The sequence below is a fragment of the Enterococcus sp. LJL120 genome (genome assembly GCF_054871765.1).
This window is the reverse complement of the sequence record NZ_JBTXLV010000003.1, coordinates 140,506-164,759: the sequence shown is the minus strand read 5'-3', so window position 1 is coordinate 164,759 and position 24,254 is coordinate 140,506. Positions and strand designations below refer to the sequence as shown.

General features: G+C 40.8%; 22 protein-coding genes. 7 read left to right on the top strand and 15 right to left on the bottom strand.

Going from position 1 to position 24,254, the window contains the following annotated elements; all coding sequences use genetic code 11:
• Window positions 1-9 precede the first annotated feature (9 nt).
• Window positions 10-411: a complex I 24 kDa subunit family protein gene (locus ACYSNU_RS06100; RefSeq protein WP_461736303.1), complete on the bottom strand. Its 402-nt coding sequence runs from the start codon at window positions 409-411 to the stop codon at window positions 10-12.
• A 493-nt stretch (window positions 412-904) separates the two neighbouring features.
• On the opposite strand from ACYSNU_RS06100, the gene ACYSNU_RS06095 reads away from it, so the two are divergent.
• A complete protein-coding gene (locus ACYSNU_RS06095) occupies window positions 905-1,672 on the top strand; it encodes a MurR/RpiR family transcriptional regulator (protein WP_461736302.1) in 768 nt (255 codons plus the stop codon).
• 83 nt (window positions 1,673-1,755) lie between these two features.
• On the opposite strand, the gene ACYSNU_RS06090 is transcribed toward ACYSNU_RS06095, so the two are convergent.
• From ACYSNU_RS06090 to ACYSNU_RS06065, 6 genes are all read right to left on the bottom strand, one after another.
• Window positions 1,756-3,198, bottom strand: coding sequence for a glycoside hydrolase family 1 protein (locus ACYSNU_RS06090; protein ID WP_461736301.1), 1,443 nt, complete (start codon window positions 3,196-3,198; stop codon window positions 1,756-1,758).
• A 14-nt stretch (window positions 3,199-3,212) separates the two neighbouring features.
• Window positions 3,213-4,523 (bottom strand): PTS sugar transporter subunit IIC, encoded by a 1,311-nt coding sequence (locus tag ACYSNU_RS06085; protein ID WP_461736300.1) that lies wholly within the window; start codon window positions 4,521-4,523, stop codon window positions 3,213-3,215.
• A 211-nt stretch (window positions 4,524-4,734) separates the two neighbouring features.
• Window positions 4,735-5,700, bottom strand: coding sequence for a serine hydrolase (locus ACYSNU_RS06080; RefSeq protein WP_461736299.1), 966 nt, complete (start codon window positions 5,698-5,700; stop codon window positions 4,735-4,737).
• A gap of 353 nt (window positions 5,701-6,053) precedes the next feature.
• Window positions 6,054-6,185: a FeoB-associated Cys-rich membrane protein gene (locus ACYSNU_RS06075; RefSeq protein WP_461736298.1), complete on the bottom strand. Its 132-nt coding sequence runs from the start codon at window positions 6,183-6,185 to the stop codon at window positions 6,054-6,056.
• Window positions 6,185-8,332, bottom strand: coding sequence for a ferrous iron transport protein B (gene feoB, locus ACYSNU_RS06070; protein WP_461736297.1), 2,148 nt, complete (start codon window positions 8,330-8,332; stop codon window positions 6,185-6,187). The genes ACYSNU_RS06075 and feoB overlap by 1 nt, the downstream gene beginning before the upstream one ends.
• Window positions 8,329-8,802, bottom strand: coding sequence for a ferrous iron transport protein A (locus tag ACYSNU_RS06065; protein WP_461736296.1), 474 nt, complete (start codon window positions 8,800-8,802; stop codon window positions 8,329-8,331). The genes feoB and ACYSNU_RS06065 overlap by 4 nt, the downstream gene beginning before the upstream one ends.
• Before the next feature lie 441 nt (window positions 8,803-9,243).
• On the opposite strand from ACYSNU_RS06065, the gene nrdH reads away from it, so the two are divergent.
• The 4 genes from nrdH (at window position 9,244) to nrdF (ending at window position 13,169) form a co-directional block, all read left to right on the top strand.
• Window positions 9,244-9,465 carry a glutaredoxin-like protein NrdH gene (nrdH, locus tag ACYSNU_RS06060; protein ID WP_461736295.1) on the top strand — a complete coding sequence of 74 codons (222 nt, stop codon included), beginning with the start codon at window positions 9,244-9,246 and terminating at the stop codon, window positions 9,463-9,465.
• 1 nt (window position 9,466) lies between these two features.
• Window positions 9,467-9,844: a class Ib ribonucleoside-diphosphate reductase assembly flavoprotein NrdI gene (gene nrdI / locus ACYSNU_RS06055; protein WP_461736294.1), complete on the top strand. Its 378-nt coding sequence runs from the start codon at window positions 9,467-9,469 to the stop codon at window positions 9,842-9,844.
• Window positions 9,825-11,984: a class 1b ribonucleoside-diphosphate reductase subunit alpha gene (gene nrdE, locus ACYSNU_RS06050; protein WP_461736293.1), complete on the top strand. Its 2,160-nt coding sequence runs from the start codon at window positions 9,825-9,827 to the stop codon at window positions 11,982-11,984. The genes nrdI and nrdE overlap by 20 nt, the downstream gene beginning before the upstream one ends.
• A gap of 219 nt (window positions 11,985-12,203) precedes the next feature.
• On the top strand, window positions 12,204-13,169 hold the full coding sequence (gene nrdF / locus ACYSNU_RS06045; protein ID WP_265458254.1) for a class 1b ribonucleoside-diphosphate reductase subunit beta: 966 nt from the start codon (window positions 12,204-12,206) through the stop codon (window positions 13,167-13,169).
• A gap of 71 nt (window positions 13,170-13,240) precedes the next feature.
• On the opposite strand, the gene ACYSNU_RS06040 is transcribed toward nrdF, so the two are convergent.
• The 3 genes from ACYSNU_RS06040 to ACYSNU_RS06030 are packed head-to-tail and all read right to left on the bottom strand — an operon-like array spanning window position 13,241 to window position 17,433.
• Complete coding sequence (locus ACYSNU_RS06040; protein ID WP_461736292.1) at window positions 13,241-14,074, bottom strand: Cof-type HAD-IIB family hydrolase; 834 nt, start codon at window positions 14,072-14,074, stop codon at window positions 13,241-13,243.
• A gap of 21 nt (window positions 14,075-14,095) precedes the next feature.
• Window positions 14,096-15,520, bottom strand: coding sequence for a 6-phospho-beta-glucosidase (locus ACYSNU_RS06035; RefSeq protein WP_461736291.1), 1,425 nt, complete (start codon window positions 15,518-15,520; stop codon window positions 14,096-14,098).
• A gap of 26 nt (window positions 15,521-15,546) precedes the next feature.
• Window positions 15,547-17,433: a beta-glucoside-specific PTS transporter subunit IIABC gene (locus tag ACYSNU_RS06030; protein ID WP_461736290.1), complete on the bottom strand. Its 1,887-nt coding sequence runs from the start codon at window positions 17,431-17,433 to the stop codon at window positions 15,547-15,549.
• A gap of 136 nt (window positions 17,434-17,569) precedes the next feature.
• Between ACYSNU_RS06030 and ACYSNU_RS06025 the strand changes: the two genes are divergently transcribed.
• Entirely contained in the window at window positions 17,570-18,277 is a 708-nt protein-coding gene (locus ACYSNU_RS06025; RefSeq protein WP_461736289.1) for a GntR family transcriptional regulator, read from the top strand.
• A 75-nt stretch (window positions 18,278-18,352) separates the two neighbouring features.
• Here ACYSNU_RS06025 and ACYSNU_RS06020 read toward each other — a convergent pair whose 3' ends face one another.
• The 5 genes from ACYSNU_RS06020 to ACYSNU_RS06000 all read right to left on the bottom strand — a co-directional run bounded on the left by ACYSNU_RS06020 (window position 18,353) and on the right by ACYSNU_RS06000 (window position 23,283).
• Window positions 18,353-18,676, bottom strand: a complete 324-nt coding sequence (locus ACYSNU_RS06020) for a DUF1667 domain-containing protein (RefSeq protein ID WP_461736288.1) — start codon at window positions 18,674-18,676, stop codon at window positions 18,353-18,355.
• 17 nt (window positions 18,677-18,693) lie between these two features.
• Window positions 18,694-19,956: an NAD(P)/FAD-dependent oxidoreductase gene (locus ACYSNU_RS06015; protein ID WP_461736287.1), complete on the bottom strand. Its 1,263-nt coding sequence runs from the start codon at window positions 19,954-19,956 to the stop codon at window positions 18,694-18,696.
• Window positions 19,949-21,412 carry an FAD-dependent oxidoreductase gene (locus ACYSNU_RS06010; RefSeq protein ID WP_461736286.1) on the bottom strand — a complete coding sequence of 488 codons (1,464 nt, stop codon included), beginning with the start codon at window positions 21,410-21,412 and terminating at the stop codon, window positions 19,949-19,951. The genes ACYSNU_RS06015 and ACYSNU_RS06010 overlap by 8 nt, the downstream gene beginning before the upstream one ends.
• Before the next feature lie 190 nt (window positions 21,413-21,602).
• Window positions 21,603-22,169: a glycerol-3-phosphate responsive antiterminator gene (locus ACYSNU_RS06005; RefSeq protein ID WP_461736285.1), complete on the bottom strand. Its 567-nt coding sequence runs from the start codon at window positions 22,167-22,169 to the stop codon at window positions 21,603-21,605.
• Window positions 22,159-23,283, bottom strand: a complete 1,125-nt coding sequence (locus ACYSNU_RS06000) for an AI-2E family transporter (protein ID WP_461736284.1) — start codon at window positions 23,281-23,283, stop codon at window positions 22,159-22,161. Before ACYSNU_RS06000 ends, ACYSNU_RS06005 begins: the two co-directional genes overlap by 11 nt.
• A gap of 97 nt (window positions 23,284-23,380) precedes the next feature.
• On the opposite strand from ACYSNU_RS06000, the gene ACYSNU_RS05995 reads away from it, so the two are divergent.
• A complete protein-coding gene (locus ACYSNU_RS05995; RefSeq protein WP_461736283.1) occupies window positions 23,381-24,199 on the top strand; it encodes a DUF92 domain-containing protein in 819 nt (272 codons plus the stop codon).
• Window positions 24,200-24,254: the final 55 nt, after the last annotated feature.

The window sequence follows — 24,254 nt, the reverse complement described above, 5'->3', positions numbered from 1 at the left end:
TCCTTCCCCCTATTCACCTTTTTGATAGGTTACTAGCACTTTGTCGGCTTTTTTCTTAGTCAAACGTCCATAAACTTCTTCATTAACCGTCAAAACTGGCGCTAATCCACAAGCTCCGATGCAGCGACAAGACTCCAAACTGAATTTACGGTCAGTAGTTGTTTCTCCCGGCTGAATTTTCAACTCAGTCGCATAGGAATCGATAATGTCTCCTGCCCCTTTGACATAGCAGGCAGTTCCCATACAAACACTGATTGTGTATTTTCCTTTCGGGACAAAGGAAAATTGCGAATAAAATGTCGCCGTGCTGTAAAGTTCCTCCAAAGGAAATTCTAGTTCTTCAGAAATCCGTTCCAAAATTTCAATTGGCAGATACCCATAAATTCTTTGAGCTTCCTGCAAAGCCGGCATTTGTCCCCCGGCTGACCCTTCAGCTCGGTTAAACTTGCTTGAAATTCCGCTTCTTGACTCTCTGTTTCAATAAATGCAAATTGTGTCTCCATCACCCAGCAGCCTCCTAATCGTTTCTTGATTTAATTTATTTTTAAAGCATTAAATGACAAGTTCAATTGTTCACAAATGTAATCGAGATGGTAACGCTTACCTCTTAACTACAAATATTATAGCAAAAATTTCCGTTTTCGGAAGGCTAAAATCAAGTTTTTTACAATAATTATCGAAAAAAATTACTAAATTTGCTTTTTGAACCCGTTTTCAGTGATTTTATTTAAAATGATTATAAATAACTTGATGGGTCAGATAGTTTTTTATGCTTATACTTTATGACAATTCTTTTTATAGGCAAGAGAGCATAGAATAAATTTTGAAACCCTTTAATTTTCAAAAAATATTCACTATAATAGATGCTACTTATCTTAAACTTTTAGTAAAGGGGGGATTTAGGATGGAGGACATTCATACTATCCTCATCAGCTTTATCGATAACGAAACAAATACTACTGACAGTCATATCGCTAAAACTATTTTTAATCAGCTAAATCAGCTGGAAAACACCTCTATTGAGGAATTATCAAGTCTCTGTAATGTGTCGAAATCAGCTATTTCACGATTTTGCAAAAAAATTGGCTTTGAAGGAATGTTTGAGCTGCGCTATCTTATCAATAAATTTATTCATCGTAGACGAGATAAGTTTTCTATTGAAGGATATGATGCCAAGCTCATTTCCCATCAAGATTATATCGACTTGCAGTTAAAAGAATTAGCTTCCTTTAAGCAACATTATCAAGAAGCTCAGGTACACCAGTTAGCCCAATACCTGTGCCAATACCAAAAGATTGTTATGATGGGGAACTTGCAATCGACCACACCAGCAATTTTATTGCAGGCAACCTTGCTTCAACTTGATATTGTCACTCAAGTCATCACCTCGCCGCAAAAGCAAAAAGAATTTTTTGAGACACCTCAAGAAAATTGCTTGATTTTAATTTTCTCCCTCTCTGGAATCCTTTTAACCCGCTACAACTATAAACAATTTCTACAAAAGCCAGCGGGAACAAAGCTGGTCTTATTAACCAACAACGAAACGCCTCTCCATAAAGAGCTCTATGATTTAATCATTCAACTGCGAACTAAAAATGATTATTCAACAGATCATGTTCCTTTTATTCTATTAACCAATTTGATTGCATTAGCTTGCTATCAAAGAAAATAAAGAATACCTGGACTATGACAGTTTTCAAGTACAGGCGCTTGCGACAGCCTTACTTGTCATAGTTCAGATACTCTTTTTGTTAATTATTTTTCATGGAAGGCTTCTAAAAAGTCCTTCATCCAAAAATAAGATTTCTTCGGATAACGGTTTAAACTGCCATTGCCAAAATCATCCATATCTACAAAGATTAGACCATAGCGTTTTGCCATCTCACCAGTCGATAGAGAAACCAAATCAATGATTCCCCACATCGTATAGCCTAAGACTGGCACCCCATCTTCTTCAATTGCTTTAGCTATTTCTTTGAAATGATTATTGAGGTAATCAATTCGGTAATCATCTTCAACATAAAAGTTTTCATCCCAGCGATCGATTTCCCCCATACCGTTTTCAACAATAAAAGCCGGGACTTGATACCGGTCGTACACTTCATTTAGAACATAGCGAATACTCATTGGGTCAACGGTCCAGTTCCACTTAGTTTTCGGTAAATACGGATTTGGATCCATCACCATAATATCATATTGAGATTCTTGATTAACAGTTGTGGAACGATAACAACTAAAAGCAATATAATCTAGTGTATAATCTTTCAAAATCTCAAGATCACCTGGCGCCATTACAATTTTAATGCCTTCTTTTTCAAAATATTTCTTTTGGTAATTCGGATAAGCACCGCTAATCATAACATCACTGAAAAATAATGTCTTGCGCCGTGCTGTTACCTGAGAGAAAACATCCTCTGGTTTACAAGTTAACGGATAGACTGGGGACAACGCATACATCGTCCCTAGCATCGCCTCAGGCAGCATTTCATGGGCCATCTTAGTTGCCAAAGCACTGGCGATAAAAATATGATGACTCGCCTGATAGAACGTTTGCTCATCAACACTTCTGGTTCCTAGCATTGAATAACCCCTTAGAACATTCACCTCATTGAAGGTCAACCAGTATTTCACTTGTTTACCAAATTTTTCAAATAGAACTTGGCATAGGCGCAGATATGCAGCAATTGTTTTTCTGCTAGACCAGCCATCATACTTATTAGCCAACTCTGCTGGAATTTCATCATGGCAAATAGTAATCAAAGGTTCAATCCCATATTTTTGACACTCATCAATCACCTTTTGATAAAATTGTAAGCCCTGCTCATTTGGCACAGTCTCTTCGCCGGTTGGAAAAATCCTACTCCAACAGATTGAAAACCGAAAGACATTCATTCCTAAATCGGCAATAAGTTTAATGTCTTCCTGATAACGATGATAGAAATCCACACCATAATGACTTGGATATTTTTCTGTTTCATCAAAATAACCGACTGCTTCTGGTGGCATGGACTCTTTTTTCCAATCGACTACTCCAGTCTTACCATCCGGTGTTTGATAGGTTATTCTTCGAGGTGTGGAAACATCGCCAGTTGTGACAAAATCATGGGTAATTAGTCCGCGTCCATCTTCAGCGAATCCTCCTTCAAATTGAAAGTCGGCAGTCGCTCCACCAAATAAAAATTCTTTTGGAAACTTCATGATTGTTTTTCCTCCTAAGATTGTTCCAGTGATTTTAGATATTGATTGCTGCTTATTTTTACAAAAGGTAAATAGATGAAAAATGTCACAACTAGACAGATAATTTGAGTTACAACGGCACCAATATCGCCGCCAGTAGCAATAAAGCCATTGACAATTGGTGGCATACTCCAAGGAATACTAACAAAGGCTGGTGAGGCAAAGCCAATCGAAGTCGCCACATAACCGATGATGACAGAAACTGTCGGTGCCAAAATAAACGGAATTGCATAAATTGGATTCAAGACGATTGGAATCCCAAAAATGACTGGCTCATTAATACCAAATAAACCCGGCCCAAGGGATAACTTAGTAATGGCCTTCTCATCAGCTCGTTTGCTGATTAATAAAATTCCCACTAATAATGCTATAGTACAACCTGAGCCTCCCAATGTTGCATACATGTTCCAAAACGGCCGAGTAACTACTTCTGTCGGTTCTAAGCCTTGAGCTACTAGCTCAGTATTAACTGCTAATGCAGATAGAAGCATCGGATCAGTTAGTCCGTTAACGATTGAAGAACCATGAATCCCAAAGAACCAGAGAAAATGAGCAAATAAAGTGGCCCCGACAATTCCCAACGGATGTTGCATCATGGCTTCCAATGGAATTTGTAAAAATGCCGTAATGAGACTTGAAAGTGTCATACCAGTTATCTTTTCAAAAACAAAACCTAAAATACCCATAATGAACAAAACGAAAAGGGTAGGAATCAAAGAAGTAAAAGATTTTGAAACATTAGGCGGAACTTGTTCCGGCAGGCGAATTTTTAGTTTCTCCACATTCATTAATCCAATATAGATTCGTGTGCTAATCAAACCTGCTACTAGCGCAATAAATAGCCCTTTAGAACCGCTTGAGTCAACTGAGATTACATTGCTGATAACTTGACTGACACCATCAATCTCAGTGGTAAGCTGAGTCGGGCTCAAAATTACAAAGCTAGCCAGCGAGACGATACCAGCATAAACAGTATTTTCCGTTTGGAACTCGCTAGCCAGATTTTTGCCGATGTAATAAGCAACCATTAAAGCCATAATGTTCATCGTCCCATAGTTAATAGAGGTAAACAATGGAGCTAGCTCTTGTAAAAATTCTAGCCCAGAGACGCCACCTAACATCGCGGAACCAAAAATGACACTACCGAACAATACTGTTACTGAACCGACAATTGTAAAGGGAATAATCGCAATAAAAGAATTTTTAATAGCTGATAGATAACGATTTTGATTTAGCTTTACCGCAAATTTCCCAAAAAAATCGCCCACATTACTTAATTTATCCATGCACTTCACTCCTCACTTCTTTGTTTGCGCTTTCATTATAAAGTAAAAAATTCTCAACTTTTTGATAATTTCAAAATGAAGAAAAATTTCCAGATTTTAAAAATCACTGGCATTTCGTAATGTTTTGTATATGGAAAGTCTTTCTTCTAAAGTTTTTACAGCACAAATAAAGCCTCTTTACTACGAACGGTAAAGAGGCTTTGTTAAGATACTATTCTCCCGGATACTCACTCTCTGTCAAATTCCAAACGGTATCTGACAGGCTGCTAATCAAGTCTCTAGCAGCATCAATATCATCAGTATTGGTGTAAATCGTTAAGATATAGGGATGGTCGTTAAAGAAAATGCCGATATCATGTTGATAGCTTTCATTGCTGCCGATTTTATGGGCAACTTGGCCGCTAGTGGTGTCAGTTACTAAGCGATCATCATAGATAGTGTTGGTCATATTTTTAATTAATGTTTGGTAGCCGGCATTGGTGGACTGATTTTGATACAGATAAGCCAAAATAGTGGCCGCATCATCTGAGGAAATTAGGTTTTCACTGTTGCCGCTTTTGCCAAGATACGTTTGATACCATTGATTAATCCCGGCTTCGCTGCCGCCTAACGCGTCATACAACATATTTTTTGCAATATTATCTGAATTGGTGATGGCCACCTCAGCAAGCTGGGCAATGCTATATTTTTCTTGAATATCATTTTGAATACTGCCAGTGCCGGTTTCAAAGTCGCTTTCTTGGTAAGTCAACGACTGGGCCCACTGTAAATTTCCTGCTACTACTTGGTCACTGATTAACATGACTAGCGGAACCTTGGTGGTGCTAGCGCCGACAAATTCTTGGCTGCCATTAACGGAAATTTTACTGTTGGTACTTAAATCTAAATAGGTAATGCCGATTTCACCATCAATATCGGCTGCAGTATTCGTTAAAATTTCTTTTAGTTGTTGATAAAAAGCCGCTTGTTCACTTGAATACTGGGGTGCAGTGGTACTTTCAGTGGAGGCTTCACTGTCAGTATCGGTGAGCTGCTGACTGGAATCAGTGGCAGCGTTGGTATTGACCGCTTCAGCATTTATTTCATTGAGATACCAGAAAAAAAGCGTGAGCAAACAAATTGCCAGCACACTGATTGCTATCTGATAATTTTTCAATTTAGCTAAAAAATTCTTCACAGTCGTTCCCCTTCATACTCATTTGCCGAAAATGGATTCTGTCTTACCTTAGCAAAATTTGCTGTGAGATTCAATAAAGGAAATGTTACAATCTAGTTTCAAAATGAAAAAAATGCCCTGACCCAAGTTAGAACAGAGACAATTTCCCCAATCAATATTTTGCAAACTCAATTAATTTACTAAATATTATGGCTTTTGCGATTTGAAATCCTCAGACGGCAAAAGCCGCATTTTTTTTGTCCCTTAAATTTACTAGACCTAGAGACAAAAACAATATAATTGGGGGAATCTTCTGTCAAAAAACTTGTGCCACAGACACATTTTTTTCCATTTTTGATTATTTTGTGTTGTTTCTATTTTTCCTCCTGCGGTTTAACTGTACAATCGCAATGGCAATCGCCACAATCGCTAGGAGCTTTAATTTTTTTATAGACGACGTATCCGGCGAAGCCGAAAATCCCGGCTGCGATAATAAAAGTTGCCATTATTTTTCACTCCCTACAATAATGTCTTCCATATTCATGACTGCTTGAGGCGCTTTTCTTTTTTTGCGGAAAATCAGATACAGCATAGCTAAGAATAAGCCGGTTGCCACGACTGTCAGCAGATTGAAACTGCCGCCTTCAAAAATGATGTGGCCATATTGATAAATAATCAAGCTCACAACATAGGCTAAGCCGGTTTGATAGCCAACTGCAATCATCGTCCATTTGAAATCGCCCATTTCTCGGCGAATGGCGCCGATTGCTGCAAAACATGGGGCACAAAGCAGATTAAAGACTAAAAAGGCATAGGCAGCGACTGGTGTATAGGCGGCCTGCAATGCACCCCAAACCTCTTGACCATTTTCAGAGACTTCGCTGATATTTCTAAAGAGAATTCCAAAAGTACCTAATACATTTTCTTTGGCAATTAAACCAGAAATCGTTGCAACGGCGGCCTGCCAGTTACCAAAGCCTAATGGTGCAAAAATCGGTGCAATCACGCGGCCTAAGCTGGCTAAAATACTATCGCCTTCTGCCACTTCCTGCAGTTGGAAATTATAAGTCATCATAAACCAAATCAAAATACTGGAGACAAAGATAATCGTGCCGGCTTTTTTAACAAAGGACCAGCCGCGATTAAAGGTCTGCCGCAACACGTTTTTAAAAATCGGCAGATGATAAGCTGGCAATTCCATGATAAAAGGTGCCGGATCGCCTGCAAATAAACGGGTTTTCTTCAAGGCAATTCCTGATAAGACAATCGCCGACATACCGATAAAATAAGCAGAAGGTGCGACCCAAGAACTAGTTGGGAAAAAAGCTCCGGCAATCAAGGCAATAATTGGTAATTTTGCTGAACAAGGCATAAAGGTTGTCAGCATGACTGTCATCCGCCGATCTTTTTCATTTTCAATCGTTCGGCTGGCCATAACTCCAGGAATTCCGCAGCCAGTTGCCACAAGCATCGGAATAAAAGACTTACCGGATAAGCCAAACTTGCGGAAAATCCGATCCATTACAAAGGCAATCCGCGACATATAACCGCAGTCTTCTAAAATTGATAAACAGAAAAATAAAACCAATAGTTGTGGGACAAAACCTAAGACAGCGCCGACCCCAGCCACAATACCATCTAAAATTAAATTTTGCAGCCACGGCGCTACGTTGATAGACTCTAAACCTGCAGCTAAATAGTTGGGCACCCAATCGCCAAAGAGAACCTCATTGACCCAGTCCGTTCCCATCGCGCCCACCGTTTGAATCGCTAAATAATAAACCAGCCACATCACACCGGCAAAAATCGGCAGGGCTAAAATGCGATTGGTGACAATCCGGTCAATCCGATCACTCAAGGTTGCCTTGATATCGGCTTCTTCGCTGTAGCAAAGTTTTACAACGCCTTCAATAAAACTATAGCGTTCATTAATTAAAATAGATTCACTGTCTTCATCAAAAATCTTTTCAGTGATCGCAATAATTTCTTCAATTTCTTTGGTTTGAAACTGGCTGAGGGATAATTCTTGGCTTACGCGAATATCCCGTTCAAATAATTTAATTGCATACCAACGGGCTTGCCGCTCAGCTACCGTTTGTCCTAAAATGGTAGCAATTTCTCCCAAGGCCGCCTCTAAACGATCACTATAAACTGGATAACCATCTTCATGATAGTCAACTTGACTGGCTTCTTTCAACGCTTTACTAACGCCGCGGTTTTTCAAGGCACTCATAGAGACTACGGGTGTATTTAACGCATACGCCAATTTATCTGCATTGATTTGCTGGCCATTTTTTTCTGCTAGGTCCATCATGTTTAACCCAATTACCACAGGAATTCCAGTTTCTAAAAGCTGGGTGGTTAAATACAAATTACGGGTTAAATTCGTACCATCAACAATATTTAAAATGGCGTCGGCCTGACGGGACAATAGATAATCTCTGGCAATGATTTCTTCTGGTGTATAAGGTGACAAAGAATAAATTCCCGGTAAATCTTGAATTTTAAGCTCTTTGTTTTCCTTCCAAAAACCTTCTTTGCGGTCAACCGTTACCCCCGGCCAATTGCCGACTCTTTGATTGGAACCTGTTACTAAATTAAATAGACTTGTTTTTCCAGAATTAGGATTTCCGACTAAAGCAATCTCTCTCATTGGCCAATCTCTCTTTCGACTAAGACTTGGGCGGCTTCATTTTTCCGTAGGCTCAATTGGTAGCCCCGCAGTGTGATTTCGATTGGGTCGCCTAAAGGTGCTAAATTCCTGACTAAAATCTCCGTGCCTCTAGTTAAGCCCATATCCATCAGCCGGCGTTTGACTGCACCGCTGCCGTAAATTCGCATCACCTTGGCCTTCTCACCGATTGCCAGCATGTCTAATGAATGCAGGCTAGTTTCTTCTGTCGGTGCTTCCTCCACCAGGATGCCAGCTAAAATTTGCTGGCTCATCGCCAGTCGAGCATTCTGAGAGAGGACGATGCCATTATCCTTTGACAATTTTGTGATGACAATTTTACTGCCCGGCACAATTCCTAATTCCTTAAGATGGCGCGTTGTGTTGTCATCCAACTGAATTTCTTTGACGCGACACGTAATATTTTCCTTCATATCTAATAAAGCATTCATGATTGATCACTCCTGTCAAAATCCGATAATGAGAATCGTTCTCAGTAATTACTTCTAGATTATGCTTTTTTCTTCACTTTGTCAATCTAATTTGTGCATTTCGTACAAATTCTAAGCCTTATTTTAGCGGATTTTAATTAAATTAAAGCGCTTACTAGTTTAAAAGTGCACAGCTTTCGATTTTTTTTACTTTTTTAAGCTGCATTTTCATAGCTTGTGGGTAAAATTGTGGATAAAAAATTTTTTCAGGGAATCATTGAACAGAGAAAAAAGTGAAGAAGCCTTGATTGGCGTGAATGTAAGGGGCTTTAAAAAACAGCAAAACCACAAAACTTAGTATCACAACTTATCCACAACACAATATATAGTGTTTTTCCATTGACTTTTTTCCAGAAGAATTTATACTAAGATATGACATTAAATGAGTGGAGGTTTTTCAAAATGGTGAAAATTTATTCTAAAAATAATTGCATGCAATGCAAGATGACTAAGCGTTTTTTAAGCGAAAATCAGATCGACTTTGAAGAAATCAATATCGATTTGCAACCTGAAGCAGTTGACTTCTTAAAGGGTCAAGGTTTCCAAAGTGTGCCGGTAACCTTTAAAGATGCAACAGCTATTATCGGTTTCCGTCCTGATCAATTAAAATCATTGGCTAGCTAAGATGAAGATTGTCTACTATTCAATAACTGGTCAAACTCGGCGTTTTATCAAAAAATTGGATTTGCCCGCTTATGAAATTGAGCCAGCAAATCCTTTTTTTGAGATAAATGAGCCCTTTGTATTAGTTGTTCCTACCTATGACATTGAAATGACAGAGGTAGTGAACGACTTTCTTGATTTTAAAGACAATGCCAGCCAGATGCTGGGCGTTGCCGGCGGGGGTAATCGCAATTTTGCCGATTTATTTGTTTACACCGCCAAAGATATTGCCCGTGATTACCACGTCCCCTTAGTGTTCGCCTTTGAGTTTAGCGGCACGAATGAAGACGTCCAAAATTTTCAGAAGGTTGTGATGGAACTTGAGTCTAAAAGAGCTTAAAGATGTCAGCTATTTTAAATTAAATAATGAGATTAATCGTCCCGTTAACGGACAAATCCCTTTAAATAAAGATAAAGAAGCATTGGCGGCGTTCTTCAAAGAAAATGCCGAACCGAATACACGAACCTTTGCTTCTGCGAATGAAAAAATTCAGTTTTTAATTGACAATGATTACTTGGAGGCTGAATTTATCGCAAAATATTCACCAGCCTTTATTGAAAAATTATATCAATTTTTAGCGGAACAAAATTTCCAATTTAAATCCTTTATGGCAGCCTACAAATTTTATTCCCAATATGCCTTAAAATCTAATGATGGAACGGAATACTTGGAAACCTATGAAGACCGTGTTGCCTTCAATGCCCTCTATTTTGCTGATGGGGATGAAGAATTGGCGTTAACCTTAGCTGATGAAATGATTCATCAGCGTTATCAGCCAGCAACACCGTCCTTTTTAAATGCCGGCCGCAAACGTCGGGGCGAATTGGTTTCTTGTTTCTTAATCCAAGTCACCGATGATATGAATAGTATCGGTCGGTCGATCAATTCAGCCTTGCAATTGTCAAGAATCGGCGGCGGCGTGGGCATCACCTTGTCTAATCTACGAGAAGCCGGCGCTCCAATTAAAGGCTACGAAGGTGCAGCCAGCGGTGTCGTACCGGTAATGAAATTATTTGAAGATAGCTTCAGCTACTCCAATCAATTAGGTCAGCGGCAAGGAGCCGGCGTGGTTTACTTAAACGTCTTCCATCCAGACATCGAAATGTTTTTATCTGCGAAAAAAGAAAATGCCGATGAAAAAATCCGTGTCAAAACGTTATCCCTTGGTGTCTTAGTACCGGATAAATTTTACGAATTGACCCGTAAAAATGCCGATATGTACTTATTCAGTCCTTACAGCGTTGAAAAAGAATACGGCGTGCCATATTCTTACGTTGATATTTCCGCTGAATACGACAACATGGTGAAGAATCCAAACATCCGTAAAACTAAAATTAAGGCCCGGGATTTAGAAAATGAAATTTCTAAATTGCAGCAGGAATCCGGTTATCCTTATATCATTAATATTGATTCAGCTAATAAGCAAAATCCCGTCGCTGGTAAAATCATCATGAGCAATCTTTGTTCTGAAATTTTACAAGTCCAAGAGCCGTCTTTATTAAACGACGCTCAAGAATATGACGTGATGGGAACTGATATTAGCTGTAACCTAGGTTCTACCAATATTGTCAACTTGATGGACAGCCCAGATTTTGGTAAATCTGTGCGGGCGATGACCAGAGCGTTGACGTTTGTTACAGATGCCTCTAATATTGATGCGGTTCCTTCAATTCAAAACGGCAATAAATTAAACCATACAATCGGTTTAGGTGCGATGGGGCTGCATACTTATTTCGCAAAAAATCAAATGGTTTATGGCTCTGAGGATTCCTTAGACTTCACTAATATTTATTTTATGCTATTAAATTACTGGACTCTGATGGAAAGTAATCAGTTGGCGAAGGAACGTGGCGAAGTTTTCCACAACTTCGAAAAATCAAAATATGCGGATGGCAGCTATTTCGATAAATACACAACTGGTGAATTCCAGCCAAAATCTGATAAAGTCAAAGCTTTGTTTGAAGGAGTCTTTATCCCAAGCGCTGAAGACTGGCAGAATTTACAGGCGGCTGTTCAAAAAGACGGATTGTACCACCAAAATCGATTAGCAGTAGCGCCAAATGGTTCTATTTCTTATATTAATGATACGAGCGCCAGCATTCATCCAATCACCCGCATGATTGAAGAACGTCAAGAAAAGAAAATCGGTAAAATTTATTACCCAGCGCCTTATTTAAGTAATGATACCTTACCTTATTACACCTCTGCTTATGATATGGATATGCGCAAGGTGATTGATGTTTACTCTACGGCCCAACAGCATGTCGATCAAGGTATGAGCATGACCTTGTTTATGCGCTCTGACATCCCTCGTGGTTTATACGAGTGGAAAACCAATACCAAACAAACGACCCGTGATTTAAATATTTTGCGTCATTACGCTTTTAATAAGCAAGTCAAGTCAATTTACTATGTGCGGACCTTTACGGATGATGCTGAAGAAATCGGCAGCAACCAATGTGAAAGCTGTGTGATTTAGACTTTTTGACAGAAACAAACTGAAGAGGCTGTGACATTAGTTAGAACAAAGCCCAACTTTACGAAGGACAGCTAGTGAAAACCACTAGCTATTGTTAATTTGTGATTCGGACCTACTGGACCGCGGGAGCAAATATAATAAAGTTTGGGATTTCGGCTGTTAAAAAAACTAATGTCACAGGCTCCTTTCTTAAGCAATTGACTAAAGGAGGTCCCCATTATGGCAGAAACTTATTATAAAGCAATTAACTGGAATGAAATTGAAGACTTAATTGACAAGTCCACCTGGGAAAAATTGACAGAACAATTTTGGCTGGATACCCGTATCCCCTTATCCAATGATTTAGATGACTGGCGCACGTTAAGTCCCTTAGAAAAATTAACTGTCGGCCACGTTTTCGGTGGTTTAACCCTCTTAGACACTGTCCAATCAGAGAGCGGCATGGAACAGCTGAGAAACGATGTCAGAACCCCTCACGAGGAAGCCGTCTTAAACAATATTCAATTTATGGAATCTGTTCACGCCAAAAGTTATTCTTCGATTTTCTCAACCTTAAATACTAAAAAGGAAATCGACGAAATATTTGACTGGACGGATACCAACCCCTATTTGCAGAAAAAAGCCGAGCGGGTCAATGAAATTTATAAAAACGGTACACCCCTTGAGAAAAAAGTTGCCAGTGTCTTTTTAGAAACCTTCCTTTTTTACTCAGGTTTTTACACACCGCTCTATTATTTAGGCAACAATAAGTTAGCCAATGTTGCGGAAATCATCAAATTAATTATTCGCGATGAATCTGTCCACGGCACCTATATCGGCTATAAATTCCAATTGGGCTACAATGAGCTGCCAGAAGGCGAACAAGAAGCCTTAAAGGACTGGATGTACGATTTGTTGTATGAATTATATGAAAATGAAGAACGCTACACAGAAGAATTATATGATGAATTGGGCTGGACTGAGGAAGTCAAAACTTTCTTGCGCTACAATGCCAACAAAGCCTTGATGAATCTTGGAATGGACCCGATGTTCCCTGATACGGCCAACGATGTAAATCCGATTGTTATGAACGGCATATCCACCGGCACTAGTAACCACGACTTTTTCTCACAAGTCGGAAACGGCTATTTGCTGGGTGAAGTTGAAGCCATGCAGGACGATGATTATTTGATTGGGTTGGAATAAAATAAAAACCTTAAAGCGAAATTTCCGCTTTAAGGTTTTTTTGTAGTATAAATTTCATGTATGTCCTGACTCTAAATCAACCCAAAATGCTTAAAAGCCTTCGCCAAACCATCTTCATTAACCCCGTCAGTAATGTAATCAGCCATCGCTTTGATTTCATCGCCGCCATTGCCCATGGCGACACCAACTGCACAGTATTCTAACATTGGGATATCAACTTTGGCATCACCAAAAGCCAGAGTATCTTCTTGTTTAGCGCCGATATGATCTAACAAAACATCAATGGCGTGGGCTTTAGTAATATCTTTGACACCTAAATCACCGAACAAAGCAATTTCCCCTTTGCCACCCCAAGTGCCGGGTTTTAAATTAGGAAAGGCCTCAATCGAATCTAGATGATCTTGATAGCTATCTAGAATAAAACTAATTTTATTAACATCGTCGCGGTACAAGTCCCCATCAAAAATCATGTCTGGAAACGCGTCATGCACGGTCATTTCTTTATCTGCTGGACCGCCTTTGCGCTTGCTGTATTCTTGAATCACCGGTTGACCCCGCTTGGCAAAATTTTTGCTGGCAAACAGGCCATTGTTACTTTCTAAATAAAATTCCAAGTTGCGGGCCTCCAGCCAATCAACGACAGCCCGATTATCCTCGGCTGAAATCAATTGGTGCATAACCACTTCACCGCCATCTTCGACATAACTGCCGTTGCCGCCGATAATCCCATCTAAGCCGATGGTTAAAATATCATCATAAATCTCAGCTTTACTGCGGCCGGTGGAAATATACACCTTGTGGCCATTTTTTTGGGCCTGCTTAATGGCTGCCACCGCTGATTCCGGTAAATTATTTTCATAGTCCACCAAAGTGCCATCAACATCTAGAAAAATTACTTTGCTCATTCGTTTCTCCTTATCAGAAAATTATAGTCCGTTATTTTCGATGACTTGACGATACCAGTCGAATGAGTCCTTTTTGTAGCGTTTCATTGTTCCGTTACCCTCGTTGTCACAATCTACATAAATCATACCATAGCGTTTTTTCATTTCGCCAGTAGTAAATGAAACTAAATCGATAATTCCCCAAGGAGTATAACCTAAAAGCTCAACGCCATCGTAATCAACAGCTTTTTGCAGCTCTTGAATATGTTTGGTTAAATAAGCCACCCGTTCAGGATCATGAACTTGACCGTCTTCTAGCTGGTCAATTGCACCAAAGCCATTTTCTACGATAAATAATGGCAATTGGTAGCGGTCATATAAGCGATTCAAGGTGAAGCGCAACCCTTCTGGATCAATCGCCCAACCCCAGTCAGTTGATTGAATGTAAGGATTGTCAACACCATTTGCCAAGCCACCGTTCACAACATTATTATCGACAGAATTTTCCGCATCAGCTTTAACCACCGTGGACATGTAATAACTAAAACCAACGTAATCGACTGTGCCTGCCTTCAAGACTGCTAAATCTTCTAAACGAATGTCTAAATTGTAGCCTTCTCTTTCAAATTCTTTTAAAGCGTAATTTGGATATTTCCCTCTGACATGAACATCGGCAAAGAAAAAGCGTTGGCGATTGGCTTCTTCGGCGGCCATAATATCAGCCGGGTTACATGAATATGGATAAATTGGCACATGGGAAATCATACAACCAATTTGAAAATCTGGATTGATTTCTTTACCAATCATCACTGCTTTGGCACTAGCCACTAATTCATTATGAGCCACTTGGTACATAACTTCTTTGGCATTTTCGCCTTCTTCAACCAATACACCAGAATTAGTCCAAAGGAAAATCGGATTGTTAACATCCATTTGATTATTAATTTCGTTAAAGGTCATCCAATATTTTACTTTATCTTGATAGCGTTCAAAGACAACTTTAGCAAATTTTGCGAAGAAGTCGATGACTTGGCGGTTACGGAAGCCGCCATATTCTCTAGCTAAGTGTAAAGGCATTTCAAAATGGGATAAGGTAATCACTGGTTCAATGCCATTTTTTATTAACTCATCAAAAACATCATCATAAAATTGTAAGCCAGCTTCATTGGGTTCTGCTTCATCTCCCTTTGGAAAAATCCGCGTCCAAGCAATTGAGGTCCGCAGGCATTTCAGACCCATTTCTGCAAACAAAGCGATGTCAGTTTTGTATTGATGATAAAAATCAATCGCCACTTGGTTAGGATAAAATTTATCTTCTTCAATTGTGGCCGTAATTTCTCGGGCCACCCCGTGGGCACCTGCTGTCATCACGTCAATCACGCTAGGGCCTTTACCGGCTGCATCCCAGCCACCTTCAAATTGATGGGCAGCTAAAGCGCCGCCCCATAGAAAATCTTTTTGTACCATTTGTATAGCCTCCACTGAAAGTTTTTTTAATTAAATTCTAAAATTGGTTCATTCGCTGCAACGCTGGCTTTTTCAGTTACCAGCACATCGTCTAACTCAGCACTGTTAGGAATCACTACAATTGTTGTAGTGGGATAACCAGCTGCTTCAATCACATCGCTATCAAAGCTCAACAATAGATCGCCGGCTTGAATTTCTTGATCCTGTTTAACAAAATATTCAAAGCCTTTCCCTTTTAAATTAACAGTATCTAAGCCCACATGAATTAAAAGTTCCACGCCATCATTTGAGGTTAAGCCGACCGCATGTTTAGAATCAAAGACAGCCGTCACCTTACCAGAAAACGGTGCATAGACTTGATTGTCACTTGGTTCAATCGCAACTCCGCTCCCCATCGCACCAGAAGAAAATACGGGATCAGGTACAGCACTCAATGGTAAAATTTCACCAGCTAAAGGAGCCAAGACTGGCGTTTTCAAGCCGTCAACAGCAATCAAATGTTCGCTGTCTGCTAATTCTTGATTTAGTTCTTGGTCTTCAGCTAAACTTTCACCAGAACCAAAGAGTTGGACTAAAACAACTGGTCCGATTAACGCAATCGCAGCACCAATTAAAATACCGATGAATGAGCTTGGATTGTCAGCATTGATCCCATTTACGACTGTCAATGGTCCAGGTAAGCCAGCGTAAGCATAATAGTAAGGATTGAAGAAACTAGCAACAATCGCCCCGATTGCCCCAGAGATACAGCCGTATATAAACGGCCGCTTCAAGCGCAGTGTCACCCCGTAAATTGCCGGCTCAGTAATCCCAAAAATCCCAGTAATAAAGGCTGACAGTGACACACCCTTCATTTCTTTATTCCGTGATTTCAAGAAGACCGCCAAAGCCGCACCTACTTGAGCGATAACAGCAATCGTTTGAAAGGCTTGGAAGGAATCTCGGCCGTACATATCAAAATTAGCCAAGACCATCGGCGTCACGCCCCAGTGAACTCCGAAAATAACAAAAACTGACCAGACACCGCCGATAATTGCCGCAGCAACAGCCGGCACTGTTTCTGCCAAGAAGTTATAACCATTGGCAATCGCTGTTGCAGCACCTGCTGAAACTGGGCCGATGATTAAAATCGTTAGCGGCACCATAATAACTAAACAAACTAATGGGACAAATAAAGAACGCACCACACTTGGAATTCTTTTTTCAATAAAATGTTCCAAATAAGACAAGAGCCAAACCAATAATAATGGCGGTAAAACGGATGATGTATAAACCGTTTCAGACAACGGAATATTAAAGAAGGTAATCACTTCACCAGCTGAAATTGAACCGGCCATTTCCGCCCAGGTTGGTGATACCAAGGCCGCACAGCAAGCAATCGCAATATACATGTTGGATTTGAAATGCCGAGAAGCGGTAATGGCAATAAAAATCGGTAAGAAGGTAAAAGGCGCCCACGAAATAAAACTAAAGACTTGATACGTGCCAGTCGCCGCAAATTCTGGAAAAGCCAACGTCACTAAAATTAAAATCCCCTGCAAAATCCCAGCCGCTGCCAAGACATAAATAAATGGGGCAAAAACCGCTGACATCGTGGCAATCAGCCGATTTAAAATCGAACCCTTCGGCGCATCGTCATCGCTGGATAGGCTTTCCATATTTCCCAGTCCGACAAAAGCATCGTAGACTTCGCCCACATGGGTGCCGATAACAATCTGCATCTGGCCGCCGGATTCAACAGCAGTGATAACACCAGTTAATTCACTCAGCTGCTCTTTCATTTCGGAACTGCTTTCTTTTAATACCAAACGCAAACGGGTCGCACAGCGGGAAACACTGCTGACATTTTCTGCGCCCACAATCGTTAAGATGTCTTTGGCAAGTTTGTTGTAATCTCTAACCTTCTCACTCAATCGAAAAACTCCCTTATCTATAAATTATACCTTTACAATTTATATTGTATGGGTACAATATAAATGTAACCATACACTTTGTCAAGGACCTTTTTTTCTGGTAAAATAAATTTACTGAATATCTGGAGCGAAAATTATGTTGAAATATCAAGAAGTGGCTTCACAAATTGAAGCCAAAATTATTGAAGAGGATTTAGAACAGGGAACCAAATTACCTAGCGTTGGTGAATTGGTCACGGAGTATCAGGTCAGCAAAAACACCATTTTACAGACTTTAAAAGTCTTGGAATCACGAGGCTTTATTTATCAAGTCCAAGGCAGCGGCATTTTTGTGCGCCGCAAAAAACGAATTGGCTACTTAACTCTTTTGGAAAATCAGGGCTTTTCCGGTGACTTAGATTATGCTGAGATGCAGGCCAAAGTTCTAAGTGTGAAAGTCATCAAGGCACCAGAAGAGGTGGCCAATAATCTTCACTGCACCACAGCTGATGAGGTCTACCAAATCAAGCGGGTTCAATATATTAATGGCCAAATTTTATGCGTGGAGGAATCCTATTATAAAAAAAGTGTCGTGACCTTTATGAGTAAATCGATTGCCGAGGGCTCGATTTTTCAATATTTAGTGGATGGCTTGAACATTCACATTGGTTTTTCCGACCGTTATTTGAGTGTCCATAAAACAAAAGGCGAAATTTCCCAGCATTTAGAACTGCCGGAAAACTCGCCGATGTTATTAATTGAAGAAATCTATTATGCTAATAATGGCGACCCCTTTGACTTCGCTAAAAATTATTACCACTACGAGCATTCGCAATTTTTCCTGCAGAGCAATGGACGGATGTAAAAAAGTGTCAGCAGCCAAACTTGTAAAGCGCCTAATTATCGGGGCGCTTTACAAGCTAGGCTCTGACACTTTTTTTTACATATTTGCAGTTGCCACCACATCGACGCCAGTTCCCAGTAAATCCTTAACCACGACATCACCAATATGAACCGGTGATTTTAAATGAACTTGATTGATGACCTTCATGGCATCAATCACTTCAGTCTTCGGAATACCATCTGCGGTTTTTACTGGTACACGGTTGCGTTGACCGCCCTCGACAACCACAGTTGATGTCACCACCCGCACAGGATTTGTCGCCTCCGCCTTGCCATATTTAATGCCCTTGGCACAGCTATAGCCGGTCACCGCATAATCATTTTGTTCATCGACGGAAAGATGACATCCTTTTGGGCACATGATACAAATAAACTGTTTCATACTTGGACCTCCTCTACACAAATCTCAACTTCGCCGTTGTGAATTTTATCCATGACTTTGCGGCTCAATTTAACCTTTTCCATCTCTCCGGGCACGATATAGGTGCGTTTGAATTTCGCCAAGACTTCTCCATCAGATTGAATCGTAATCAGGCTATCATCGTAGACTTTATTAACTCTAAAGGACAACTCTACCCGCTTATCAACTTGATCTGCCCGAACTTTTTGCGGCACGACATAGGTCACATGCTCACCATTTTTAATGGTGAGAAATTCGCCTTCAGCGCTGTCTCCCTGATTCAAGACATAATCGGCAGCGGCATCCCCTGCTTTGATACTTTCTTCCGTCACAAAATCGACTAAATCATGGACGTGTACCACATTTCCGCAGGCAAAAATTCCGGGAATCGATGTTTCCATATTTTCATAGACGATAGCGCCATTGGTTCGGCGATCTAAAACCACACCGGCCCCTTTGCTTAATTCATTTTCTGGAATTAAACCGACAGACAATAAGACGGTGTCACATTCAAAGACTTGTTCGGTGCCAGCGATTGGCCGGCGATTTTCATCGACTTCCGCCACTACAACGGATTCCACACGGTTTTTCCCACGAATATCAGTAATCGTGTGGGATAAAAAGAGCGGAATATCATAGTCATCCAGACATTGAACAATATTTCGAGTTAGGCCGCCGGAATAAGGCATCACTTCAACACAGGCCAACACCTCTGCCCCTTCTAAAGTCATCCGGCGAGCCATAATCAAACCGATGTCACCGGAACCGAGAATAATTACTTTTTTCCCGACTAAGTAGCCCTCCATATTTACATAACGTTGAGCGGCACCGGCGGTATAAATGCCGGCTGGTCGACTTCCTGGAATGCCGATGGCGCCTCTAGTTCGTTCTCGACAGCCCATCGCTAGCACAATCGCCTGCGCTTCTAAAATTTGATAGCCGCCACTTTGATTGACGATGTGGACTTGTTTTTCCGGCGTGACTTCTAAAACCATTGTATCCGTCAAAACTTCCACCTCAGTTGCCGCAATCATCTCGATAAACCGATTGGCATACTCAGGGCCGGTTAATTCTTCTTTAAACTGGTGAAGACCAAAGCCGTTATGAATACATTGATTCAAAATGCCGCCCAATTCTTTATCCCGTTCAATAATTACAATATCTTTCAATCCTTTTTGATAGGCTGCATAAGCTGCTGCTAACCCAGCGGGCCCGCCACCAACCACGATTAAATCATGCATGCTCAGTCACCTCCACTTCTTTTGTGGCCGCTTCTAAAATAAAGCTGCCCCTTCGATCTTGATAAATATCTAATGGGGAGACACCTAATTCATCCGCTAGAATTTCTACTACACGAGGGCCGCAGAATCCGCCTTGACAGCGCCCCATGCCAGTATTACAGCGGCGTTTAATTCCATCAACAGAAACCGGGGGAATCGGCGAATGAGCCGCTGCCCTAATCTCTCCTTCGGTAATCGTTTCACAGCGACAAATCACCCGACCATAATCTGGTTGTTCTTTGATCAATTGATTTTTTTCAGCCAAGGACAGATTCTGGAAAATCACATGTTCACGTTCATCGATAAATTCTGCCTTTTCAACAAAGTGTTCTCCGACAGCTTCTTCCAGCAAGTTTATGCCATATTTGGCAATGGCTGGAGCCGAAGTTAAGCCGGGGGATTTAATACCGGCCAAATCAATAAAACCTGGCGCCGCTTCTTGAATGATAAAATCACTAGCTGTGCTGTTCGCCCTGACTCCCGAAAAATTGCGAATCGATTGCCGCAGATTTAAATCCGGTACGGAGCGTTTTGCCAGCTCCGCTACTTGTTCCATGCCGGCAGCTGTATTGGCTGTATCTAGGCCAGTATCTAATTCTTCTGTTGGAACCGCTTCTGAGTTAGGCCCGACAATTAAATTGCCATGAACTGTTGGAGAAACCAACACACCTTTGCCGACCTTTGATGGACATTGGAAGACGACTGTATTGACAACATTGCCTTCTGATTTATCCAATAAAAAATATTCCCCGCGATTTGGAGTAATTTTAAAACTAGGTTCGGCCACTAAATTATGAATCAAATCAGAATGGACACCCGCAGCATTAAAGACAAACCGCGTTTCAAAGCTATCTGTTTCCGTTGTAATCCGGTAGCCGCCAGCTATCGCTTCAATATTTTGGACTCGCTGGTTTAAGGACAGCTCGACGCCATTAACGACTGCCGTTTCTCCTAATGCAATACACAATTCCCAAGGATTAATTACGGCTGCTGTCGGCGCCCACAAAGCCGCTAATGCTGACTGTGACAAATTCGGCTCCATTTCCCGCAATTCTGCTTGGTCAATAATTCGTAAATCCTTGACGCCGTTTTGCTGACCCCGCTCCAATAATTCCTGTAAAGTTGGCAGTTCATCTTCTGCAAAGGCAACAACTAAAGAACCGATTTGATGATAGTGAACTGATAATTTTTGACACAACTCTTTACAAAGCTCAGCACCTTCAACATTTAACTTAGCCATCAGCGTTCCCGGCTCTGGGTCATAGCCGGCGTGCATAATTGCACTGTTGGCCTTTGTTTGACCTAAACTAATATCATCTTCAGCTTCTAGGACTAAAGTTTTCAACTGGTACTTACTTAATTCATAGGCGGTTGAAGCGCCGACAATTCCGCAGCCAATGATTATTACATCGTACATTTTTCCTTCCCCCTGTCTTAAAAATATCCGAAAAAAAGAGTACAGCTAACAAACACCAAGTTTTTTGGTGAATGCTGCTATACTCTCATCTCTCTAGCAGATATTTACTTATTGTTATTATATCATTTCACAGAAAAAGCTACAATAGCGTTTTCATGCTTTTAAGTCCCCCTTTTCTTTGTGAAGCTTTCTAGCTATTCCACACCCGCTGACTCGTTGTTGAAATCGCTAAGGCACCAGCCCCCAAAGTGGCAAAGACATCTTCTTTGTCTTTGATTAACCCGCCAACGATTAAAGGCCGTTTCGCTTTTTGCTGAACGCCTTTAATAATTTTTGGAGAAACATTCGGCAGGACTTCTACCAAATCAGCCTCGGTTAAAGAAATTTGCCGTTCAACATTTGCCAAGGCGGTGGAATCTAAAAGAAAGAAGCGCTGGACGGTCAAAAGCTGATGCTTTTTGGCAGAGCGAATCATCGCCGGCTTTGTGGAAATAATGCCGTCAAATCCGCTGTGGCGGCTGATGTATTCAATCGCCATATCATCGGTGGATAAACCTTTGACTAAATCCGCGTGTAAAAAGCCTAATTTGCCGCTTTCTTTAATTGCTTTTGACAGCGTCGCCAGCTCCATCAAATTAGAATGAAGTACAAAAACGACTGCTACATCAGTCGCCAAAGCAGCAGTTAATTCGCTGCTGTTATTAATAGCAGCGATAATCGGCGAATTTTCTAAGGCTTGATATAATTTACGATTCATCAGACATCTCCTCACCTTCACTGACGAGGCGGCGATTGCGCAGCTGCCAAATTTTCCGGATATTTAAGACTAAGGTTTTGATTACAGCGTAAACTGGAATACAAATCAGCATCCCGACAACTCCGGCCACACTGCCGGCGGCGATTAAGACTAAAATAATCGTTAATGGGTGGATATTTAAATTTTTGCCGAATAACAAAGGCTTAATCACATTGCCGTCCAATTGCTGGATGACCAAAATGGAAAGGCCGATATACAGCGCTTGCCATGGAGAAATAAACAATCCGACAATCACCGCCGGCACCGCTCCAATAAACGGTCCCAAATAAGGGATAATATTCGTCACGCCGCAGACTACTGCTAACAAAAGTGCATAAGGCTGATTTAGTAGGGTCATTGCCACAAAGGACATGACGCCAATAATTACTGCATCAATCATCGTCGAGCTAATATAAGCCGATAAGGTGTCATTCATTTCTCTGACTGTTTCCTGTAATTCACTACGAATCGAGGCCGGAAAAAACTTGCCTAAAGCGCCGGAAAATTTATCACCATCTTTAAACATAAAGAGAAGAATAAACGGCACGGTAAAGAGAATGACAAAAAATTGCATCAGAAAACTAAAAATAGTCGTCAGGCTATTGGTGACATTAACCAAAACCACATTTAGCAAATTGCTAAGGGTTAGATTAGCCGATTGCAATTCGTTGGTTAAATCCAGTCCCTGTAAATCCGGATGGCGGGCGATGCTTTCTAACCAACGCCCCGTTTCCTGCAAATAAGTTGGCAGGCTTTGCGACAGCTGGACTGCTTGATGGGCCAGTTGAGGAATAATATTCATCACCCCTAAGACCAGCAATAAAATCAAAACTGCCAAGCAGATAATCGCGCCAAAGATTCGTGGCAGGCCCTTAGCCGCCATTTTCGAAACTAGCGGGTCCAACATATAATAGAGGAAACCCGAGACTAACAGCGGTAAAAAGATTGCCGACAGCATCGTTAAAAATGGTCGGAAGACATTCGGCATTTGCAGTACGAAAAAAATGCCGACAATAATTAAAACGATTTCAATCGTCCAATAAAGTAATTTAGATTGTTTCCAATTTTTTCCCAAAAAAATTCCCCCTTCCTCTTCCCATTTTACCAAAGATTATTTTGAAAAGGGTTAATTTAAGAAAATATGGTAAAATTTAAACTGCGAGGTGTGTGTGATGGTCATTTTCTTATATCAATTGCTGATTGGCCTACTGCTGTCCGGCAGTATCGCTTTTTTAGCCTATTTATTAAACCTTTTAAGCTTGTCAGGGATGGTTGCCAGCATCCTGTTAGGCAGTCTTGTGATTGCAATGGGGCCTTGGTATGCAATTATTCTGATTGGCCTGCTCTTTGGGACTTCTGCCATAATTCAATTTCTAAAACAATTCTTTCGTAAAAATGAACAGTCACAAATTATTGAAAAAGGCAGTCGGCGGGACCAACAGCAGGTTTTAGCCAATACGCTACCAGCTTTTTTTGCGTTGCTGTTTTATGCGGTCACCAAAGATATTATTTTTCTCATCGCCTTTGTCAGCAGTTTAGCCGGGGCTACTGCCGATACGTGGGCCTCAGAAGTTGGCATGCTTTCAGCAAAGCCGCCCCGCTCGATTTTAACTTTAAAACCATTATTAAAGGGACAATCCGGTGCCATCAGTTTGCTAGGAACAGCTGCCTCTATCATAGGCTCACTTATAGTTGCTGCAAGTTCCTTTCTTTTTTTAAGCATGAGCCACCGTTTTCAGCTGCCACCGTGGGAATTTTTACTCATTCCTTTTCTGGTTGGCATCAGCGGTTCCATTATCGACAGTTTTCTGGGTGCAGCGATTCAGGCCCTGTATCGTTGCGTCGTTTGTGGGCAACTGACTGAAAAAGAAGTCCATCATCAACAAGCCACAAAATTAATCAAAGGTTATCAGTGGGCCAATAACGATATGATTAATTTTCTGACTGGTCTACTAACCGTCTTCCTCAGTCTATTTTTGACAATACTCTAAAAACTGGAGCTGTATACAGGACTGTCTCACTTGTTGAAAATCAACTCTTCAAGAC

What these genes read in the sequence shown, in the direction of transcription:
- ACYSNU_RS06100 (WP_461736303.1), bottom strand. Translation starts at nt 411, where the DNA reads ATGCCGGCTTTGCAGGAAGCTCAAAGAATTTATGGGTATCTGCCAATT.
- ACYSNU_RS06095 (WP_461736302.1), top strand. Translation starts at nt 905, where the DNA reads ATGGAGGACATTCATACTATCCTCATCAGCTTTATCGATAACGAAACA.
- ACYSNU_RS06090 (WP_461736301.1), bottom strand. Translation starts at nt 3,198, where the DNA reads ATGAAGTTTCCAAAAGAATTTTTATTTGGTGGAGCGACTGCCGACTTT.
- ACYSNU_RS06085 (WP_461736300.1), bottom strand. Translation starts at nt 4,523, where the DNA reads ATGGATAAATTAAGTAATGTGGGCGATTTTTTTGGGAAATTTGCGGTA.
- ACYSNU_RS06075 (WP_461736298.1), bottom strand. Translation starts at nt 6,185, where the DNA reads ATGGCAACTTTTATTATCGCAGCCGGGATTTTCGGCTTCGCCGGATAC.
- feoB (WP_461736297.1), bottom strand. Translation starts at nt 8,332, where the DNA reads ATGAGAGAGATTGCTTTAGTCGGAAATCCTAATTCTGGAAAAACAAGT.
- ACYSNU_RS06065 (WP_461736296.1), bottom strand. Translation starts at nt 8,802, where the DNA reads ATGAATGCTTTATTAGATATGAAGGAAAATATTACGTGTCGCGTCAAA.
- nrdH (WP_461736295.1), top strand. Translation starts at nt 9,244, where the DNA reads ATGGTGAAAATTTATTCTAAAAATAATTGCATGCAATGCAAGATGACT.
- nrdI (WP_461736294.1), top strand. Translation starts at nt 9,467, where the DNA reads ATGAAGATTGTCTACTATTCAATAACTGGTCAAACTCGGCGTTTTATC.
- nrdF (WP_265458254.1), top strand. Translation starts at nt 12,204, where the DNA reads ATGGCAGAAACTTATTATAAAGCAATTAACTGGAATGAAATTGAAGAC.
- ACYSNU_RS06040 (WP_461736292.1), bottom strand. Translation starts at nt 14,074, where the DNA reads ATGAGCAAAGTAATTTTTCTAGATGTTGATGGCACTTTGGTGGACTAT.
- ACYSNU_RS06035 (WP_461736291.1), bottom strand. Translation starts at nt 15,520, where the DNA reads ATGGTACAAAAAGATTTTCTATGGGGCGGCGCTTTAGCTGCCCATCAA.
- ACYSNU_RS06025 (WP_461736289.1), top strand. Translation starts at nt 17,570, where the DNA reads ATGTTGAAATATCAAGAAGTGGCTTCACAAATTGAAGCCAAAATTATT.
- ACYSNU_RS06020 (WP_461736288.1), bottom strand. Translation starts at nt 18,676, where the DNA reads ATGTGCCCAAAAGGATGTCATCTTTCCGTCGATGAACAAAATGATTAT.
- ACYSNU_RS06015 (WP_461736287.1), bottom strand. Translation starts at nt 19,956, where the DNA reads ATGCATGATTTAATCGTGGTTGGTGGCGGGCCCGCTGGGTTAGCAGCA.
- ACYSNU_RS06010 (WP_461736286.1), bottom strand. Translation starts at nt 21,412, where the DNA reads ATGTACGATGTAATAATCATTGGCTGCGGAATTGTCGGCGCTTCAACC.
- ACYSNU_RS06005 (WP_461736285.1), bottom strand. Translation starts at nt 22,169, where the DNA reads ATGAATCGTAAATTATATCAAGCCTTAGAAAATTCGCCGATTATCGCT.
- ACYSNU_RS05995 (WP_461736283.1), top strand. Translation starts at nt 23,381, where the DNA reads ATGGTCATTTTCTTATATCAATTGCTGATTGGCCTACTGCTGTCCGGC.